Source organism: Nocardiopsis sp. M1B1, assembly GCF_052466615.1.
Window position 1 is genome coordinate 6,192,778 of sequence record NZ_CP196194.1, and the last position, 16,496, is coordinate 6,209,273.

Here is a 16,496-nt window from a genome sequence, read left to right on the forward strand (position 1 = left end):
TCTGCTGTGGTGGTCAGGTGCGCCACGGGTTCCAGCGCCATCGCCAGCGCGGCCCGTCGCGGTGGGCCCCGGCTCCGCGGCCGCGCGGCGGCCACCGCCGGGGTTCGGGGCGTGCGCGTGTGCGCCCGTACGGGGCGCTGCCGCCTGCCCGGGGCGGTGCCGGACGCGGGTGGTGGCGCGGTGTGTCCGCGTGCGGCGCGGTCCGCGGCGGGGTTCGCGGCGGGGTGTGGCCGACGGGGCGGGTGTGGTCGGTCCACGGCGGGTTCGTCCCGGGGCCGGGCGCGGGTGCGCGGCGCGGATGGTGCGGTGGATTCGGGCCGCGCGGACCGGTCCGTGGCGGCGTGCGGTCCCGCGACCGGCCCTGGTCGGCCCCCTCGGTCCACGGCGCCTTCGCTCCCGCTCGCGGTGCCGGCCTTCCGTCCGGGCGGTGGACCGGCGCTCGCGGCCCCGAAGTCCGGGGCCCGGACCCTGCGGGCGGTGTGCGTACCAGGCCGCCCTGCTCCCCCGCGCCCGAAGGCGCGGACCGCGAGACGGCGGGGCCGTGCCGGGCGGGCGGAGTCGAGGCGTTCGGGGTGCCGAACCTCCAGGTCCGCACGCGGCGCGGCATCGCGGCGGACTGGTGGACGGCCCCGGCCCGGCGGACGGTCCTGGCGTTGTGGGCCGTCCGCAGCAGCGAACCCAGGCGCCCCCGTACCGCCCCGGTCGCCGCCGTGCCCGCCGCCGCGGTACCGCCGGTCGCGAACGCCGCGGTGGTGAGCACGGCCGCCCAGGTCAGGGACTTGGCCGCGGACACCACCGGCGACCTGCCCCGGTGCCCCGACAGCACGGCCTTGTAGGTCCAGAACGGGATGCGGATCTGGACGTAGACCAGGACCAGGAGCAGGAACAGGTCGAAGAGGTTCGCGTCCCCGCTCAGGATCTGCGCGGCCCCGAACAGCACCTGGGTGTCCCCCTCGAAGAACACCCGCATCAGCGCCACGAAGGCCAGCGCCTGCGCGATCGGGACCACGCACACGGCCGTCATCGCCCGCCACCACAGTTCGGCGATCCGGTTGGTCTGCGGCAGCGCGTGGAACATCAGCATCAGCGGCGCGCCCACCGTCAGCAGGATCACGATGACGATCCGGACGATCTCGACCAGGGACCACACCACCAGCAGCACCACGAGCACCAGCAGGAGCAGCACGACGAACGCCGTCGCCTCCAGAAGGAAGGGCCCCACCCGCTCGGTCAGGGCCCGCGCCGCCCTCTCCGCGCTGACCCCGTCGGCGGCGAACGCCCGGGCGAACTCCGTCGACCAGTCCGACATCAGCCGCACCACGACCAGCGACAGGTTCGAGGCGACGAACCCCACCACCAGGCGGGGCAGGACTTCCCGCGCCCCGTACTGGGCCTGGAGGCTGTGGTGGGCCATGATGACCAGCCCCGCCGCCAGGATCAGCAGCGCGTAAGCCGTGTTGACCGCCGCCGACACCCCTTCCCACACACCGGTCACCCCGGGCGTGGGTTCGGGGGTGTGGAACGCCTTGTCCGCCATCCACCCGAAGAGCGGGTTGACCACGTCCGAGATCAGGCCGTGGAACCATGAGGTGATGTGGCAGGAGACCTCCAGGACCCCGCAGTCGAAGACCTCGGCGGGGTCCTGCTCGGCCTCGTCCGGTTCGGCCGGGGACATCAGACGCCCTGCTCGTACTTGACGACGTAGTCCAAGGCCAGCAGCAGCACCTCGCCCACCAGGGCGACGAGGTAGCCGATGCAGGCCCCGTAGATGCCGCGTTTGGCCTTGTCGATCTCCCCGGGCTCGCCGCCCGCGACCATCCAGCGCACCCCGGAGACCGCGATGAAGAGCGTGGCCAGGGAGACGGCGAGCAACTGCACCAGCCGGGTGATCCTCCTGACCACCTCCACCGCGTGCACGGCGTACAGGTAGGGGTCCTCGCCCTGGGCGGCGTGCAGCCCGGGGAGGACCAGTTCCGTCGGCGAGGCGGACAGCAGGAGCGGCCCCGCCCCGGCCAGCACACACCACGACATGCTCATCCCGCACCTTCCGAGAGCGCTCCCCGCGCATGCGTGCGGGGAAGGAAACGAGTCGATGGGACGCGCGACGGCCCGCCCGTCACGCGGGCGGAGCCGCCGCAACGCTCGGACCACGACGGGTCAGGCCCACGAGTCGGGCCACGGGTCAGGCCGCGGCTCAGGCCACGAGCAGCAGGTCGTCCCGGTCGGTGAACTGGTGGGAGCGGATCGCCTCGGCCAGGCGCTCCTCGGCGCGGGCGCGGCGCTTGGCCAGGCGCCAGTACGGCACATCCCGCTCCCGGGCGACCGTGGCCAGGGAGACGCCCTCCAGGCGGGTGCGGCCGATGATCTCGGCCTCGTCCGGGGTGATCACGTCGTGGCGGGCGGCCCGGCAGAGGACCGTGTCCGGCGTTCCGGTGGGGACGACGGCGGTGACGGGCGGCTCGGCCATGAGGAGCGGCTGGCGCAGAGCGGCGGTCCGGGCCCGAAGGCCCGCCCGCTGGGCGCGGCAGCGCAGCGCCCAGTGCAGGCGGTGCCAGGCGGTGTCGGCCTCGCGGACGGCGTGGACGAAGCCCGCGAGGAGCTCCTCCTCCACCTCCTCGACGGTGCGCGGGTCCAGGCCCCGGCACAGGCCGCGGGCGCAGGTGCGCAGCGCGGGCATGGCGAAGCCGATCGCGGCGACCATCCACTCCTCGCGGTCCTGTGCGCGCACGACCAGGCTCCGCCAGACGTCGTCACGCGAGCGGCGGTCGATGGTGCGGTCCAGGAGCGCGGCGCGCAGCTCGACCAGGGTGGTGGGAGGGGTGTCGGTGGCGGGGACGAGCTGCGCCGCGAGGTCGGCGACATCGAGGTCGAGGAGCTGGAACTCCCTCTCGGCACGGTTGAGCGGTTCGGTCGTCATGGATCTGTTCCCTTCGCGGGCCGTGTCAGTGATGACGCGGACCACGAAAGGAAGTCGGGCTGACGGCGGGCGCACGGAGGGCTCACGGTCGGCGAGCGGAGCACGGGCGGGGTGGTGGCGGGGAGCTGACACGAGGCGTTCGGGTGCGGGGGGTGGGGCGGGCGGATTCTTCTCAGCGACTGTCTGCTGACAGCACCGGAAACAGGCCCTGAACAGGGATGACAGCGCTGGCGGGAGCGCTGTCATCGGGAGCGGTAGGCGCTGTCAGCGTCCGCCTTGGCCGAACCATGACCGAATTTCTGAGAGCGGCGAATGGGCGATGCGCTGACAAGAGCACCCTGTTCTCGCCCTGGCTGGTGCCGCGTAGCCACATCTAACTGACCTGGCCAGTACACCTCCGCATGCGCGGAGCTCAGGGCATCTCAGCTCCAAAGAGCGCTGACGGAAGCACTGACAGCAACACCAGCCCATCACTGTCAGCACCCCACTCAACAGACCTCAGGCACAGCGCTCCATGGCCTGGTCGTAGTGGCGCAGCACCTGCCGCGAATCCCAGCCGTTGAGCCCCATCAGATCCCCCTCGGCATCGCCGTTGTCCAGGTAGCGATGCGAGAAGTCGTGCCGTAAGCGATGCGGGCGCACATGTCCCACACCCGCATGCGTGACCCGGCGGCGGAGCACCTGGTAAGCGCCTGACTTCGTCAGCGCCCGCCCTTGGTCGAGAACCACAGGTAGGGCAAACCTGCATTTTCGAGTCTGGCTACACCGGCTCCAGGCTGACTGATGTACCGATCGCTCCGAAGGCAACCGCCACCACGACCAACAGCAGCACCCCCACGACCGTGGCGCCCCGGCGCAGGCGGGGGCCCATGAGCACCAACACCAGGGACACCAAGGACACCAGGGGCGTCGCGCACAGCGCGTACAAGGCGATGGACAGCATCGGCCCGTCCGCGGGGTGGGCGCCGTTGGCCGTACCCATGTACGCCCCCATCAGGAGCACCAGGCCCGCGCCCTCGACCACGATCACCCCGACGATCCACAGCAGGACCGCGAGCCAGGGACGGCGGTAGAGGAAGATTCCGGGGGACTGCGCGGAGTTCGTCATGCTGTCCAGTCTGGGCGGCGCCTCTTTCGCCCGCATGAGTACACGTACTCGGAGCCGCCACACGGGGACTAAGGCACCAGCCCGTACAAGCGGCCCTCCGCGTGGGCGACCACCGCGCCGGGAACCGGAAGAACGCCGTAGTCGCCAGCGCCCGGCAGGTCCGGCACTTGGACAGGGCCTTCGCCGTCCTCCAGCAGGATCTGCGTCCAGCCCTGCTGAGTCTGCTCGCCCTCCCAGGGCAGGACGGAGACAGCGAGGACCCGACGGTCGGCGTCGTCCCGGGCCAGGTGAGGTACGACCAGCACCGACTCCAGGACGCGGGCCCGGTTCACCGGCACCCACAGGTCCGCGTCCACCTCGACCTCGGTGCGTTGAACGACCTCCCCGTTGGCGTCGGTGACCAGCAACAGACCAGGCTCATCGCCGCCTCGGTCACGCAGCACCACCGCGCCCTGTGTGTCCACACCCAGGGCGTACTCATACGTGGGGTCCGGGGCGGGAGGGAGCACCTGCACGGAAGCGCCGTCGCCCAAGGCGAACACCCCGCCCGGTGTGCGGGCCACCGCCGCACCCCCGTGGCCCTCGCGCACGGCGCCGATGGTAGGCACCCGCACGTAGGAGAGGTTGTCTGGTGTCCACTCCTGGCGCCACACCTGTTCGCCGGTGGCCGCGTCCAGCGCGGTCACGCTCTCCACCGCGTCCGAGGGCACCTCCATCCCGTACAGGGTCGAGTCCACGTTCTCCTCGGGGATGTGCTTCTGGTCCAGGCACAGGCGTGCCACCAGCACCCGGTCGCCGTGGCCGCGGATCCCGTCGTCATCAGCCCACATGCACCAGCGCTCACCGGGCCCGTCCTGGAGTTCGACCTCCCACAGGCGCTCAGTGGAGTCGGTGGGGTAGGCCACGATCAGGGACCGCCCGTCCTCGTAGACGCGAAAGACGCGCACGTCGGGGGTGAGGTGACGGACTTGGGGGCGCTCCTGCTGCCCCTGCCAGGCCAGGGCGGGCATGGGCGTTTCGCGCACGACCTCGCCGGTGGCGGTGTCCAGCACCACCATCGTGTGAGTGTGCGGCTCGGACTCGGACGTGGCCTCGGTGACGTGCAGCAGGTAGGCGTAGCGGTCCTGGCCCGCGAACACCCCGGCCTGCGCCTGGCGTGAGAAGGGCAGACGGTAGGTCCACAGCTCTTCTCCGGTGGCCCCGTCCAGGGCCACGAACCCATCGGAGTAGAGCACCAGGGGCCCGTGCGGGCCCCGCTCCACGTCCAGCACCGGGTCCAGCACCGGGTTCTCGGGTTCCCAGGTCCACCCCACCCGGCCGATCGTGGCCGGGACCGGCGCCGCCTGCCCACCCTCATCGGCCACGGTGTGCTCAACGAGGAAGGCGCGGGTCAGGGCCGCGGGCACCAGTGTCCAGACCAACGCCACGACCACAGCGCCCACCATCGCCCCGGTCAGTACCCGCTTCCACCGGTGCCAGGGCAGGGCCGTGGCCGCTCCCAGCACCAGGGCCGTACCCAGGGCCACCAGGCACACCCCGACCCACAGAGCCAGGATGTGGTCCGGGAACATCCGATAGCCGTCCTCGTCCACGGTCGCGAGCAGGTGACGGGTGGGGAAGGCCGCCCACACCACTGCGAGCACCACCAAGACCACGGCGCCGCGTCCCAGCGCGCTGCCCAGGGTCGGACGCGCGGCGAGCCGCTCGGGGTCGCGGGTGGCGGTCAGGGCCACCCACCCCAGCACCGCGGCGGCCAGCAGCAGCGTCGGGCCGACCAGGAGTGCCAGGCCCTGACTCCCCGGCGCGGCCCGCTCGCCGAAGTCCGAGACCTGGGGTGTGGTTAGGACCAGGGCGCCCACGACCACCGCGACCCCGCTCCAGCCGAGCACGTCTCGCACACGTCGTCGCACCGTTCTCCCACCCCTTGTCCTGGTCCGGCCGTATCCGGCCTGGGCAGTCTAGGGAGCATGGGGTGGGCCGGTGTGCGCATGGGCCTGGCTGTGCACCCAGGCACGGGTGCACGGCCACGCCACCAGCATCACCGTCACCAGGAGCGAGGGCTAGTAGCTCGGTTCGGACAGTCCGTACTGAAGGTAGTACGCCGCGACCGAGGGGTCGTTGGGGTGCGAGGGCTCCCAGCGGCGAAACCCCCACATGTGGGAGGGCCCGTACATACCGTCGTCCTGGGTCACCCTCGTGTACAGCGCACGAGGCCTCGGGTGGCCCGGCGGCCTCGCGGGCAGCGCGTCGTCGGGTGCGTCGAACAGCCCGCCCAGGTTTCCGGAGGCGGTGTTCACCAGGTCCTCGGCAAGGGCGCGTTCCAGAGCCTGGTGAACCTCATCGCTGGTGCGCCGGGTGCTGTGCATCTGCCAGGGACCTCCCACCAGATCCACGTACTCGGGGATTTGCCCCTCGGGAAAGACGAAGGTGTCCTTGGGCCACCGCGCTTCCATACGGTTCCTCTCTGCAAGGGAGGCCCCCAGCCTGCCAGAGGTCCGATCAGTTCCCAAGGCGCTGGGCGAGCCCCGGGACTCACGGGGAGAACGCGTAGGTCCGAACGGGGTCCAGGTGCAGCTCGTAGGGCCCGAAACAGTCGGCCGCCAGCGTCGCGACGGGAGCACCGCAGACGCAGGCCAGGTTGAGCCCCTGGTTACCGGCCGGCCCACAGCACCCGCTGCTGTTCTTTCCTCTGGGCAGGGGCCGAAGGTCGGCTGCGTCGTCGGGGTGCACCAGCACGGTGCGCCGGGTGCCCGCCGAGATGACGAAGCCCTTCTCGCGGCAGACCACGTGCCCGCCGCGCGACTGCGCGGGCTTGGGGTTGTGCTGGTCGTCCTGCGCGACGTAGGAAGGTCCCCAGGGCTCGGGATCGATCGCGTAGTGGCTGCGCGGCACGGTCGAGGGCGCCCGGCGCGTGTCCTTGTCCCGGTCATGCTCGAGGTCTACGACCTCGGGCACGGTGGCCAGTTCAGCCAGCTCCGGTGTGATCGGGGTGCCGCACTTGGAGCACAGGAAGACGGTCATCACCCCGTTGTAGTGCTTGACGCCGCTGCCTCTGCACTGCGTGCCCGTCGTGAGTGCTGTATCGCGGTGCCGGGCCGCTGAACGACCCCGGAAACCGGTGCGGCGTGCGGGTGCGGCCGCCGAACTTCCGGGCCGCCCGCCGGCGAGAGCGAACGGCGGGCGGCCCGGTCAGATGAGGTCAGCGAACGAGCACGACGGTCTTACCGGGCAGCCGCCCGGTGGCGGCGTCCTCGTGCACGGCGGCCAGCTCGGCCATCGGGCGGTGCGCGGCGACGTGGAGCCGGAGCCTTCCGGCGTCCACCTTGGCGACGAGGTCGGCCAACTGGGCCCCGTCGCTGCGGACCCACAGGCTCGCGCTGCGCACCTTCCGGTCGGGGTCCTCGGGAACCGGGCCGGCCGTGCTGGCGGCGACCCCGCCGTCGGCCACGTAGTCCGTCAGCCGCGCGAGCTCCTCCGGGGAGAGGCGCACGTGGTTCACCACGACCTGGAACGGACCGCCCGCGGCGGCCGGGCCCGCGGCGAGGTCGAGGGGGCCGACGACCCGGTCCGCGCCGTAGCCCCGAAGGCGGTCGGCGTGCTGCGGCGCGTCCACCGCGGTCACGTGCGCTCCCGCGTCGACCGCGAGCTGCACCACGAGGCTGCCCACCGCACCCCCCGCCCCGTTGACCAGGACGCTCTGACCGGGCTTCAGCTCGGCGAGTTCGAAGGCCGTCTGCCAGGCCGCCAGGCCGGTCAGCGGCAGTGCCGCGGCGTCGACCAGCTCGATCGTCCGGGGTGCCGGGGCCAGGGACCCGGCCGGGGCGAGTGCGTACTCGGCGGCCCCGCCGGCGGAGTCGAGGGGCAGCATCGCCACGACTAGGTCGCCGACGTCCAGGCCCGTCATGTCCGTGCCGAGTTCGGCGACGGTGCCCGCCAGGTCGATCCCCGGCACGTACGGGAGGGTCATCGGGATCATCTCGGCCAGGGCACCGGCGCGGATGTGGTCGTCGACCGGGTTGAACGACGTGGCCGCCACCCGCACCAGCACCTGCCCGGGGCCGGGGACCGGACGGTCGACGTCCTCGTGGCGCAGGACATCGCTACCGCCGAACTCGTGGAAACGGATCGCCTTCATGACACTTTCCTCCAGGGTGTGTTGAACGCCGTCGCCCGGGGACGGGCGGACGGGGGTGAGGGTGGAGCGCGGCTGGGCGCTCAGGTCAGGCGCACCGACCGGGTGGAGTTGCCCATCACCATGCGGTCGATGGCGCTCACGGCGCTGCCGGGGTCGTCGGCGGCGCCGACGGCGCACAGCAGCGGGACGAAGTGGTCGGCCGTCGGATGGGCGACCGCGGCTCCGGGTGCCTTGACGCGGTAGTCGACGAGGGCGTCGGCGTCGCCCCGGGAGAGGGCGTCGACGGCCCATGCGTCGAAGGCCGCGGTGGCGGCGACGAGCTCCGGTCGGCGGAAGACGGCGAAACTGTGCGTCATGAAGCCCGAGCCGAGGACGAGGACGCCTTCTTCGCGCAGGGACCGCAGGCGTGTTCCGAGTTCGAGCAGGGCGCCGGGGTCCAGGCTGGGCATCGACAGCTGCACGACCGGGACGTCGGCGGCGGGGTACATGGCCATGAGCGGGATGAAGGCGCCGTGGTCGAGGCCGCGGTCGGCGAACTCGTGTACCGGTGTCGTGCCCAGCAGGCCCGTGAGTCGCCGGGCCAGGTCGGTGGCGTCCGGGGTCGCGTAGGGGAGGGTCTTGTAGCGGGGGTGGAAGCCGCTGAAGTCGTAGTGGAGCGGGACGCCCGCCGCGGCTCCGGATATCGCGACCGGCGCCTGTTCCCAGTGGGCCGAGACGACGACGATGGCCCGGGGTTTGGGCATCGACTGGGCCCAGTCGAAGAGGTCGCCGAGCCACTGCGGATCTTCGAGGGTGAACGGTGCGCCGTGGCTGACGAAGAGGCTGGGCATGGGCCCGTCGGAGGGGGTCCACACCCGCTGCCCGCGCGCCTGCGGCAGGACCCGGGCGAGGAGGTCGTCGTAGGCCGCGGCCGGTGCGCGCGCCGGGGAGGGGGGACCCGGGCTGCTCGTGGTGGTCATCAGAACCAGCTCCTTCACTTGCCTCAGCAAGCGTTTTTACTTGCCTGGGCAACTGAAAGGTAACCCACAATGAGTTGCCTGGGCAAGTGATTCGAGTTGCCCTGGCAAGTATGATGAAGCCCATGGACACTCAACCCTGGCTCGACGACGACCAGCAGGACCTGTGGCAGGCGCTGCTCACTGTCGTCATCGCCCTCCCAGCGGCCCTCGACCGCCAGTTGCAGCGGGAGGCGGGTATCTCCAACTTCGAGTACGGGGTGCTGGCCCGGCTGTCCATGGCCGACGAGGCCACCATGCGGCTCAGCGACCTGGCCCGGCTCTGCGACAGCACCCTGCCCCGCCTGTCGAAGGTGATGGACCGGTTCGAGGCACGTGACTGGGTCGTGCGCCGATCCGACCCCGGCGACGGCCGGTACACCCTCGCCACCCTGACCGGCGCCGGTCGGCAGAAGCTCGTCGAGAGCGCACCGGAACACGTCGCGCAGGTGAAGCGGCTCGTGTTCGATCCGCTCAGCGCAGCTCAGCGCCGCCACCTCGGAACCGCACTCACCCGCATCGCCGCCACCGTGCGCCGGGAACTCGAAGGAGGCTGAGCGCCCTCCTCGGACAGGGCCTCCCGTCGGCTCCGCGACGCCGGTGACGCGGTGCTCAGGGAAGGTACGGCCGTCCGTAGCAGGGCGAGGATCTCGGCGGGGGTGGCGTGCGACAGCGCGCCGGGAGCGGGCCCATCCGCCGGACGCACGGGGGCGGGCGCCAGCCTCTGGGGCATGTCAGCGCTCTTGTCAGCGTCGGTGCAGAAGCGGACATAGACGCCCGTGGGCCGACCGCCGGTCAGCGGGTGGTCGGTGGTGAACCGGCGCACGGCGTCGGTGTACGACACGGGGGCGCCGTCGCGCCCGCCCTCGGGCGGACGGAGGTCGGCGCGGGCGGTCGCTCTCGGGGCGGCCCAGCCGCGCCAGCGACGCGGCTGACCGGGCGTCTTCCCAGGTCAGAACATGTGAGAGCCAGCGAGGGGACTTGAACCCCTAACCTATCGCTTACAAGGCGATTGCTCTGCCAATTGAGCTACGCTGGCGGGCTGCCGCGACCGTGGTTCCGGCCGCGTCCCTCGGAAATGGTACCGGTTCAGATACCGCCCGGCCTACTCGGATACGCCGGTACGTACGAATCACCGCCCCGGCCTCCGTTCCGCCCACTGACGGACCCCTCCCCCGCGCTGACAGCGCGCCCCGATCCGGCAAAGAAGCCCGGACGCGGTCCCGACACCCGGTTACCGCCCGCCCCGACCGGAAACCACAGGGGAAAGTGCCCCCTCCCGGGGGCGGAGAGGTGGGAAGGACATGACCGGCAACAGGGGTGTCGTGTACAGGGGAGCGGGCCGGGTCGAGGTCGAGGACGTCGACTACCCCGAGTTCGTCATCAAGGACGGCCCCGGGGTCAACCCGGCCAACGTCGGGCGCGAGGTGCCGCACGGGGCGATCCTGAAGGTCGTCGCCACCAACATCTGCGGCAGCGACCAGCACATGGTGCGGGGGCGCACCACCGCGCCGGAAGGACTGGTCTTGGGCCACGAGATCACCGGCGAGGTGGTCGAGACCGGACCCGGCGTGGAGTTCGTCAAGGTCGGCGACCTCGTCTCGGTCCCGTTCAACATCTCCTGCGGGCGCTGCCGCAACTGCAAGGCGCGGCGCACGGAGATCTGCCTGAACGTGAACCCGGACCGGCCGGGCTCGGCCTACGGCTACGTCGACATGGGCGGCTGGGTCGGCGGACAGGCCGAGTACGCGCTCGTGCCCTACGCGGACTGGAACCTCCTCGTCTTCCCCGACCGCGACCAGGCGATGGAGAAGATCCTGGACCTGACGATGCTCTCGGACATCTTCCCGACCGGCTACCACGGCTGCGTCACCGCGGGCGTGGGCGTCGGGTCGAGCGTCTACGTCGCGGGAGCCGGGCCCGTCGGGTTGGCCGCCGCCGCTTCGGCCCGGCTGCTCGGCGCGGGGGTGGTGATCGTCGCGGACATGAAGGAGGAGCGGCTGGCGCAGGCCCGCAGCTTCGGGTGCGAGACGGTGAACGTGGCCGAGGGCGACCTCGCCGGGCAGATCGAGCGGATCCTGGGCGTTCCCGAGGTGGACTGCGCGGTGGACGCGGTCGGATTCGAGGCGCACGGGACGGGCGAGGGCGCCTCGAAGGAGGCACCCGCCAGCGTGCTCAACACCGCGATGGACGTGACCAGGGCCGGAGGGTCCATCGGGATTCCGGGCCTGTACGTGACCGGCGACCCCGGCGCGTCCGACGAGGCCGCCAAGGAGGGCTCCCTGTCGGTCCGGATCGGGTTGGGCTGGTCGAAGTCGCACGCCTTCTTCACCGGCCAGTGCCCGGTCATGAAGTACCACCGGGAGCTGATGGAGGCGATCCTCCACGACCGGGTGCGCATCGCCGAGGCGGTCAACGCCGTGGCGATCCCGCTGGAGGAGGCACCCGAGGGGTACCGGGCCTTCGACGAGGGCGCGGCCAGCAAGTACGTGCTCGACCCGAACGGTTACCTCGGCACGGGCTGAGGCACGGGGAGGTTCACGGCGCGCGGGCGACGAACCGTGCGCGGACGGCGAGCGGGGCGGGGACGGGGCGGCCCCGCCTGCGGGCTCGCGGTTCAGGGCGCGCGGGCGACGAGCAGGGTGAGGGCGGGTTCGGACGTGGCCACCCGCCGCACGTCCCGGTAGCCCGCGGCGGCCAGTTCGCGCGCCGCCTCCCGCGGCCCCCAGGGGGTGATCCGGCTGCGGGACATCCGCCAGCGCACCACCGCGTCGCGCATCCCGCCGTCCGTGGCGTCACCGGGGTCGTCGCGCAGCACGGTCGCGGTGAGCAGCCAGGCCCGGGGGCGCAGGGCCTCGCGCACGCGCGGCAGCGCCCGCGCGACGGCGTCGGGCGGAAGGGCCGCGAGGGGAAGCCAGGCCAGGTCGTAGGCCCCGGGCTCGGACAGCTCGGCCACGTCGAGCAGGCGCAGTTCGACCCGGTCGCGCAGCCCGCGTTCGGACAGGTGGCGCTCGGCCAGGCGCAGCGCCCGGGACTGGACGTCGAGCCCGACCGCGCGGGATCCGGGGACGCGCTCCAGGACGGCGGCCGCGATGGCGCCGATCCCGGTTCCCACGTCGAGGAAGCGCAGACCGTCCCGGCCGAGGAGGTCACCGAACCCCGGAACGCGTTCCTCCAGCAGGTTCAGGAAGTCCGCCATCCGCTGCCCCGAGGCGGCGCCCTCGGCCAGGAGGGCCGCGTCGTCCTCCTCCGCGCGGTCCTGCTCGCCCAAGGCGGCGTCGGCGGCCTGGGACAGCTGCCGCGCGACCCTGCGCGGGAAGGCGGACGGCCCGGCCGAGCCCGCGAGGACGTCGCGGTAGGCCGGGAGCAGCCGCCACCCGTCGCCGTCGGGCTCCGCGCATCCCGCGGCGGCCAGCAGCCTGCCCTGTTCCCGCGACAGCGGCGCGCCCTCCGCAGCGGCGGCGAGCGCCGCGATGACCCAGGCTCCGTTGAGCCAGGCGTCGACACGGGCGGCTGGGTCGGGGAATCCGGGTGGGGCGTCGGCCATGGCGTGAGTGTGCCATCCGCCGCTTCCGGACGCACCCCCGGGCCGCGACACGCTCGACCGTTCAGGCAACCGCCTCAGGCGCGGTCGGCTTCCGCACCGCCCGGCCCGGCCTCCGCGCCGTCCCGCTCGGCTCCCGGAGCATCCCCATCTCCGTCGGTTCCCGCACCGTCCCGGTCGATCCGCGCGTCCGCCACCCGGCGCGGGCGGGCCGCCGGGCTGAGGAACCCGGCGAACACCACGAGGAGCAGGGGCACGACCAGGGCCGTGCGCAGCCCGTACGCCTCCCCCAGCAGGCCGAGCACGGGCGGCCCGACCAGGAACGCGACGTAGCCGAGCGTGGCCACCAGGGAGACCCGGGCCGCGGAGTCGGGCCCGGAGTCCCCGGCCGCCGACAGTGCCACGGGGAAGCCCAGTGAGGCGCCCAGCCCCCACAGGACCACGGCCGCCGCGGCTAGGACCGGGCTGTCCGCACCGGCCACCAGCCCCATGCCCGCCACCCCGGCCAGCGCGCTCGCCCCGAGCACGCGGGCCCTGCCGAAGCGCGCCAGGAAGTAGCCCCCGGCGAAGCGCCCGACCGTCATCGACGCGGCGAAGACGGCGTAGACCATCGACCCCAGGGCCGGGTCGAAGCCGTGGCCGTCGACCATGATCAGCGGAAGCCAGTCGTTGGCGGTGCCCTCGGCCAGGGCCATCGCGAGCACGATGAGGCCGATCAGCACCAGGCGGGTGTCCTTCCACAGCGCGCGTCCGCCGCCCGCGTTCTCCTGGCCCGAGGCGCGCGGGAGCGCCCTGCCGGTGCCGGGGGGCAGGGAGCCGAAGAGTGTCGCCGCGACCGCCAGGGTCAGGACGCCCATCGCCGCCAGGTGCCACGCCACGGGGAACCCGACCGCGGTGAGCGCCATGCCGACGAGGGCGCCGATGACGGTTCCCAGGCTGAAGAAGCCGTGCATGCGCGGCAGCAGCGGCTCGGCCATGACCCGCTCGACGTCGGCTCCCTCGATGTTCATGGCGATCTCCCCGGCGCCCATGCCCAGCCCGAAGAGGAACAGGCCGAACGCGACGAGGAGGGCGGTCGACAGGCCCGCGCCCAGACCGATGACGGGCAGGCTCCCCAGCATCGAGACGGTCCCGACCACGACGACCGGTCGCGCGCCCAGGCGGGCGACGACCGCGCCCGAGCCGAGGACGCCGATCATCGAACCGATCGAGAGGCCGAACAGGACGAACCCCATCTCGGCGGTGGAGGCGCCCAGCGCGTCGCGGATGGCGGGGGTGCGCGTGACCCAGGACGAGATCCCCAGCCCGGGCAGGAGGAACAGGACGCACAGCGCGAGGCGCCGACGGCCCACGACGGTTCCCATGAAGGGCTCCCAGTGGAGTGGCGGTCAGTAGTGTGTACAAAAGTACACACTTGTGGGCGCGGGCACCACGGGCACGGACGGGGGTGGACGAGCACCAGAATGGTCGTGGACGGAGAGCGCCGAGGCCGGAAGGGGAACATGGCCGGAACCAGGCGGGTGGCCAACGACCCGCGACGCAAGGAACGCATCCTCGCCGCGGCCCTGGAGGTGATCGCCGAGCGCGGTGTGCACAGGACCACGCACCGGGCGATCGCCGAGCGCGCCTCGGTGCCCCTGGGCTCGCTCACCTACCACTTCGACGGCCTGCCCTCGATCCTGGAGCAGGCGTTCACACACCTGGCGCGGACCATGTCGGAGTACTACGCGCACCGGCTCGCGGCGGCGCGCGACCGCGCCGAGGCGTGCGAGGCCGTGGTCGACCTCATCTGCGGGCCCGAGTACGCCACGCCCCACCAGTTCGTCCTGCTCTTCGAGATGTACTCCTACGCCAGCCACGACGAGGCGGTCCACCGGGCCGCGCGCGCGTGGATGGCCACCAGCCGCGCCTCCCTGTCGGCGCACTTTCCGCCCGAGGCGTGCCGCGCGCTGGACGCCCTGGTCGAGGGGTGGTCGATGCACCGCCACTTCGAGCGCGACGAGGGCGCACCGGACCGCGCGGTGGTCCTGGCGGCGGTGGCCGCCGTCGCCGACCGGCTCTCCTGAGTGGCGCCGCGCCCGCCCCGGACAGGACGGGCTGGTGAACAGTCCCGAGGCGCCGCGCCTGTCCCGGACACGCCGGACGGGTGAGCGGACCCGGTACTCCGGTCGTCTGTTCCGCGGTTTTCGGGAGAACCACACGAACTCGCGGGAAAAGGACGCTTTCGAGTGACAGGCGTCACTTCACGGGGTAGGCAGGACGGGGGCGCGGACAACCCCGTGCGCGCCCCGTGTGTCTATCGCCGAGGAGCCGCACCATGGCCTGCGCAGGATACGAGTGGACCGCCCCGCTGGACAGCGCGGACGAGATCGCCCCGGCCGTCGAGGAACTGGACGAGGAGACCGCGGAGTAGCGCGGTGACGCGATCCGCGTGGATCCCCGCGTCCGGGGAGCGGACCTCCCCGCTCCCCGGGCCGGGTTCCGGAAGCTGGTCCGGAACCCGCGAACGCGAACTCACCCTGGACGAAGCGGAGCGGCGGGTCCGCGCCGAGGTGCGCGCCCTCGGCTGGAGCGCCCGCTACCGAACGCTCGACGACCGCGAACCGACCGCCGTCCAGTGCGGCCTGTGGGACGCCGACGGCTCCGAGGTCCCCTACGGACTCGGCGCTGGCAAGGGCCCCGGCCTTCCCGCACGCGTAGGCGCCCAGTTCGAGGCCCTGGAACACGCGTTCACCGGCCCCACCGTCCTGGAGACGCTGCCGGTGCGCCTGGTGGAAGCCGCGGAACTGGCCGAGGGGCCCTTCGCCGCCGACCGGGCGGTCCGCGACGTGGCCGCGCAGCGGGAAGCACGGGTGGCCTGCGTGCGCCACGAGGCGCTCGACGGCGGCCCGCCGGTCGACGTCCCCGTGTTCCTGTGGGCGCCGTGGTACCCGGTCCCGGGCGGGGAGGCGGCTCGGGTGCGCCGCGCCTTCGGTGACACCGCCGAGTACCGCTCGGCGATGTCCTACAGCGTCAACTCCGGCTGCGCGATCGGGGCCACCCGCGACGAGGCGCTCCTGCACGCCCTGAACGAGTGGGTGGAGCGCGACGCGTTCTCGCTGTTCCTACTGCGCTCGGTCTACGACGGCGGCCCCATGCCCGCGCGCGTGGCCCGCGAGGCCTTGCCCGGCCGCCTGCGCGCCCACCTGGACCGCGCCCGCGACCTCGTCGGCGGCCCGGTGGTCCTGCTCGACCTGACCACCGACCTCGGCGTGCCCGTGGTCATGGCCTACGCCCCCGAACGCCGGGACGGCGCCCCGGACCACCGCTACGGGCTCGGCGCCTCCCTGTCGGGCGAACTCGCGGCGGAACGCGCCGTCACCGAGTTCGTCCAGGGCGAGCTGCTCGCCCGGGTCGTGGCCGAGCAGTCGGCGGCGACGGACGCGTCGGGGCCGTTCGCGCGGCTGGTCGCCGACCACGACGTCGCGGCCGGGGTCGGCGCCAGGCTCGCCGGACAACCCCGTCTCCTGGCCTGCGCCATGCTGGACTTCGCCGACCGGATCGGCGAGGCGCCGCCGGGCGCGGTGCCGCCCGAGACCGTGCCGCCCGGCACCGGCGTGCCCCTCCAGCGGGCCGCCGTCGTGGAACGGCTGACGGCGGCCGGGCACCGCGTCGCGGCGCACCCGCTGCGGGAGTTGGAGCACGGCACCGTCGTGGTGCAGGTGCAGTGCCCCGGCCTGGAGCGGTTCCACCTCGTCACCAAGGGGCACGTGGCCCTGCCCGGAGCGCGGGGCCGGGCGCGCCGCGCCCGCTGAGGC

Annotated in this window: 16 protein-coding genes and 1 tRNA gene; 4 read left to right on the forward strand and 13 right to left on the reverse strand. The window is 73.0% G+C overall.

Going from position 1 to position 16,496, the window contains the following annotated elements:
* Nucleotides 1–13: 13 nt before the first annotated feature.
* The 10 genes from ACSTA4_RS26880 to ACSTA4_RS26925 all read right to left on the reverse strand — a co-directional run bounded on the left by ACSTA4_RS26880 (nucleotide 14) and on the right by ACSTA4_RS26925 (nucleotide 9,119).
* Complete coding sequence (locus tag ACSTA4_RS26880) at nucleotides 14–1,675, reverse strand: hypothetical protein (RefSeq protein ID WP_444961521.1); 1,662 nt, start codon at nucleotides 1,673–1,675, stop codon at nucleotides 14–16.
* On the reverse strand, nucleotides 1,675–2,037 hold the full coding sequence (locus ACSTA4_RS26885; RefSeq protein WP_019607764.1) for a pilin: 363 nt from the start codon (nucleotides 2,035–2,037) through the stop codon (nucleotides 1,675–1,677). The genes ACSTA4_RS26880 and ACSTA4_RS26885 overlap by 1 nt, the downstream gene beginning before the upstream one ends.
* A 157-nt stretch (nucleotides 2,038–2,194) precedes the next feature.
* Nucleotides 2,195–2,917, reverse strand: a complete 723-nt coding sequence (locus ACSTA4_RS26890; protein WP_444961522.1) for a hypothetical protein — start codon at nucleotides 2,915–2,917, stop codon at nucleotides 2,195–2,197.
* A 498-nt stretch (nucleotides 2,918–3,415) separates the two neighbouring features.
* Nucleotides 3,416–3,646, reverse strand: a complete 231-nt coding sequence (locus ACSTA4_RS26895; RefSeq protein ID WP_444961523.1) for a tyrosine-type recombinase/integrase — start codon at nucleotides 3,644–3,646, stop codon at nucleotides 3,416–3,418.
* Nucleotides 3,647–3,677: 31 nt separating this feature from the next.
* On the reverse strand, nucleotides 3,678–4,025 hold the full coding sequence (locus tag ACSTA4_RS26900) for a hypothetical protein (protein ID WP_444961524.1): 348 nt from the start codon (nucleotides 4,023–4,025) through the stop codon (nucleotides 3,678–3,680).
* 68 nt (nucleotides 4,026–4,093) lie between these two features.
* A complete protein-coding gene (locus tag ACSTA4_RS26905; RefSeq protein ID WP_444961525.1) occupies nucleotides 4,094–5,935 on the reverse strand; it encodes an outer membrane protein assembly factor BamB family protein in 1,842 nt (613 codons plus the stop codon).
* A gap of 150 nt (nucleotides 5,936–6,085) precedes the next feature.
* Nucleotides 6,086–6,478, reverse strand: coding sequence for a hypothetical protein (locus ACSTA4_RS26910; protein ID WP_248772291.1), 393 nt, complete (start codon nucleotides 6,476–6,478; stop codon nucleotides 6,086–6,088).
* 79 nt (nucleotides 6,479–6,557) lie between these two features.
* Nucleotides 6,558–7,046, reverse strand: coding sequence for a hypothetical protein (locus ACSTA4_RS26915; protein WP_444964284.1), 489 nt, complete (start codon nucleotides 7,044–7,046; stop codon nucleotides 6,558–6,560).
* Between the two features lie 178 nt (nucleotides 7,047–7,224).
* Nucleotides 7,225–8,160, reverse strand: a complete 936-nt coding sequence (locus ACSTA4_RS26920) for an NADP-dependent oxidoreductase (RefSeq protein WP_444961526.1) — start codon at nucleotides 8,158–8,160, stop codon at nucleotides 7,225–7,227.
* Nucleotides 8,161–8,240: 80 nt separating this feature from the next.
* Entirely contained in the window at nucleotides 8,241–9,119 is an 879-nt protein-coding gene (locus ACSTA4_RS26925; RefSeq protein ID WP_444961527.1) for a DODA-type extradiol aromatic ring-opening family dioxygenase, read from the reverse strand.
* A 122-nt stretch (nucleotides 9,120–9,241) separates the two neighbouring features.
* Here ACSTA4_RS26925 and ACSTA4_RS26930 point away from each other — a divergent pair, with 122 nt between their 5' ends.
* Nucleotides 9,242–9,712 carry a MarR family winged helix-turn-helix transcriptional regulator gene (locus tag ACSTA4_RS26930; RefSeq protein WP_041552907.1) on the forward strand — a complete coding sequence of 157 codons (471 nt, stop codon included), beginning with the start codon at nucleotides 9,242–9,244 and terminating at the stop codon, nucleotides 9,710–9,712.
* Nucleotides 9,713–10,121: 409 nt separating this feature from the next.
* Here the strand turns inward: ACSTA4_RS26930 and ACSTA4_RS26935 are convergent.
* A tRNA-Thr gene (locus tag ACSTA4_RS26935) sits at nucleotides 10,122–10,194 on the reverse strand.
* Nucleotides 10,195–10,459: 265 nt separating this feature from the next.
* On the opposite strand from ACSTA4_RS26935, the gene fdhA reads away from it, so the two are divergent.
* Nucleotides 10,460–11,680 (forward strand): formaldehyde dehydrogenase, glutathione-independent, encoded by a 1,221-nt coding sequence (gene fdhA / locus ACSTA4_RS26940; protein WP_444961528.1) that lies wholly within the window; start codon nucleotides 10,460–10,462, stop codon nucleotides 11,678–11,680.
* A 92-nt stretch (nucleotides 11,681–11,772) separates the two neighbouring features.
* On the opposite strand, the gene ACSTA4_RS26945 is transcribed toward fdhA, so the two are convergent.
* Together ACSTA4_RS26945 and ACSTA4_RS26950 are read right to left on the reverse strand one after the other, a co-directional pair.
* The gene (locus ACSTA4_RS26945; protein WP_444961529.1) at nucleotides 11,773–12,702 is read right to left on the reverse strand and encodes an SAM-dependent methyltransferase; all 930 of its coding nucleotides are present in this window, start codon (nucleotides 12,700–12,702) and stop codon (nucleotides 11,773–11,775) included.
* Between the two features lie 74 nt (nucleotides 12,703–12,776).
* Entirely contained in the window at nucleotides 12,777–14,063 is a 1,287-nt protein-coding gene (locus ACSTA4_RS26950) for an MFS transporter (protein WP_444961530.1), read from the reverse strand.
* A gap of 138 nt (nucleotides 14,064–14,201) precedes the next feature.
* Between ACSTA4_RS26950 and ACSTA4_RS26955 the strand changes: the two genes are divergently transcribed.
* The gene (locus ACSTA4_RS26955) at nucleotides 14,202–14,765 is read left to right on the forward strand and encodes a TetR/AcrR family transcriptional regulator (protein ID WP_444961531.1); all 564 of its coding nucleotides are present in this window, start codon (nucleotides 14,202–14,204) and stop codon (nucleotides 14,763–14,765) included.
* Between the two features lie 351 nt (nucleotides 14,766–15,116).
* Nucleotides 15,117–16,493, forward strand: coding sequence for a YcaO-like family protein (locus ACSTA4_RS26960; protein ID WP_444961532.1), 1,377 nt, complete (start codon nucleotides 15,117–15,119; stop codon nucleotides 16,491–16,493).
* Nucleotides 16,494–16,496: the final 3 nt, after the last annotated feature.

What these genes read in the sequence shown, in the direction of transcription:
- ACSTA4_RS26890 (WP_444961522.1), bottom strand. Translation starts at nt 2,917, where the DNA reads ATGACGACCGAACCGCTCAACCGTGCCGAGAGGGAGTTCCAGCTCCTC.
- fdhA (WP_444961528.1), top strand. Translation starts at nt 10,460, where the DNA reads ATGACCGGCAACAGGGGTGTCGTGTACAGGGGAGCGGGCCGGGTCGAG.
- ACSTA4_RS26925 (WP_444961527.1), bottom strand. Translation starts at nt 9,119, where the DNA reads ATGACCACCACGAGCAGCCCGGGTCCCCCCTCCCCGGCGCGCGCACCG.
- ACSTA4_RS26950 (WP_444961530.1), bottom strand. Translation starts at nt 14,063, where the DNA reads ATGGGAACCGTCGTGGGCCGTCGGCGCCTCGCGCTGTGCGTCCTGTTC.
- ACSTA4_RS26900 (WP_444961524.1), bottom strand. Translation starts at nt 4,025, where the DNA reads ATGACGAACTCCGCGCAGTCCCCCGGAATCTTCCTCTACCGCCGTCCC.
- ACSTA4_RS26915 (WP_444964284.1), bottom strand. Translation starts at nt 7,046, where the DNA reads ATGACCGTCTTCCTGTGCTCCAAGTGCGGCACCCCGATCACACCGGAG.
- ACSTA4_RS26955 (WP_444961531.1), top strand. Translation starts at nt 14,202, where the DNA reads ATGGCCGGAACCAGGCGGGTGGCCAACGACCCGCGACGCAAGGAACGC.
- ACSTA4_RS26910 (WP_248772291.1), bottom strand. Translation starts at nt 6,478, where the DNA reads ATGGAAGCGCGGTGGCCCAAGGACACCTTCGTCTTTCCCGAGGGGCAA.
- ACSTA4_RS26920 (WP_444961526.1), bottom strand. Translation starts at nt 8,160, where the DNA reads ATGAAGGCGATCCGTTTCCACGAGTTCGGCGGTAGCGATGTCCTGCGC.
- ACSTA4_RS26930 (WP_041552907.1), top strand. Translation starts at nt 9,242, where the DNA reads ATGGACACTCAACCCTGGCTCGACGACGACCAGCAGGACCTGTGGCAG.
- ACSTA4_RS26885 (WP_019607764.1), bottom strand. Translation starts at nt 2,037, where the DNA reads ATGAGCATGTCGTGGTGTGTGCTGGCCGGGGCGGGGCCGCTCCTGCTG.
- ACSTA4_RS26880 (WP_444961521.1), bottom strand. Translation starts at nt 1,675, where the DNA reads ATGTCCCCGGCCGAACCGGACGAGGCCGAGCAGGACCCCGCCGAGGTC.
- ACSTA4_RS26945 (WP_444961529.1), bottom strand. Translation starts at nt 12,702, where the DNA reads ATGGCCGACGCCCCACCCGGATTCCCCGACCCAGCCGCCCGTGTCGAC.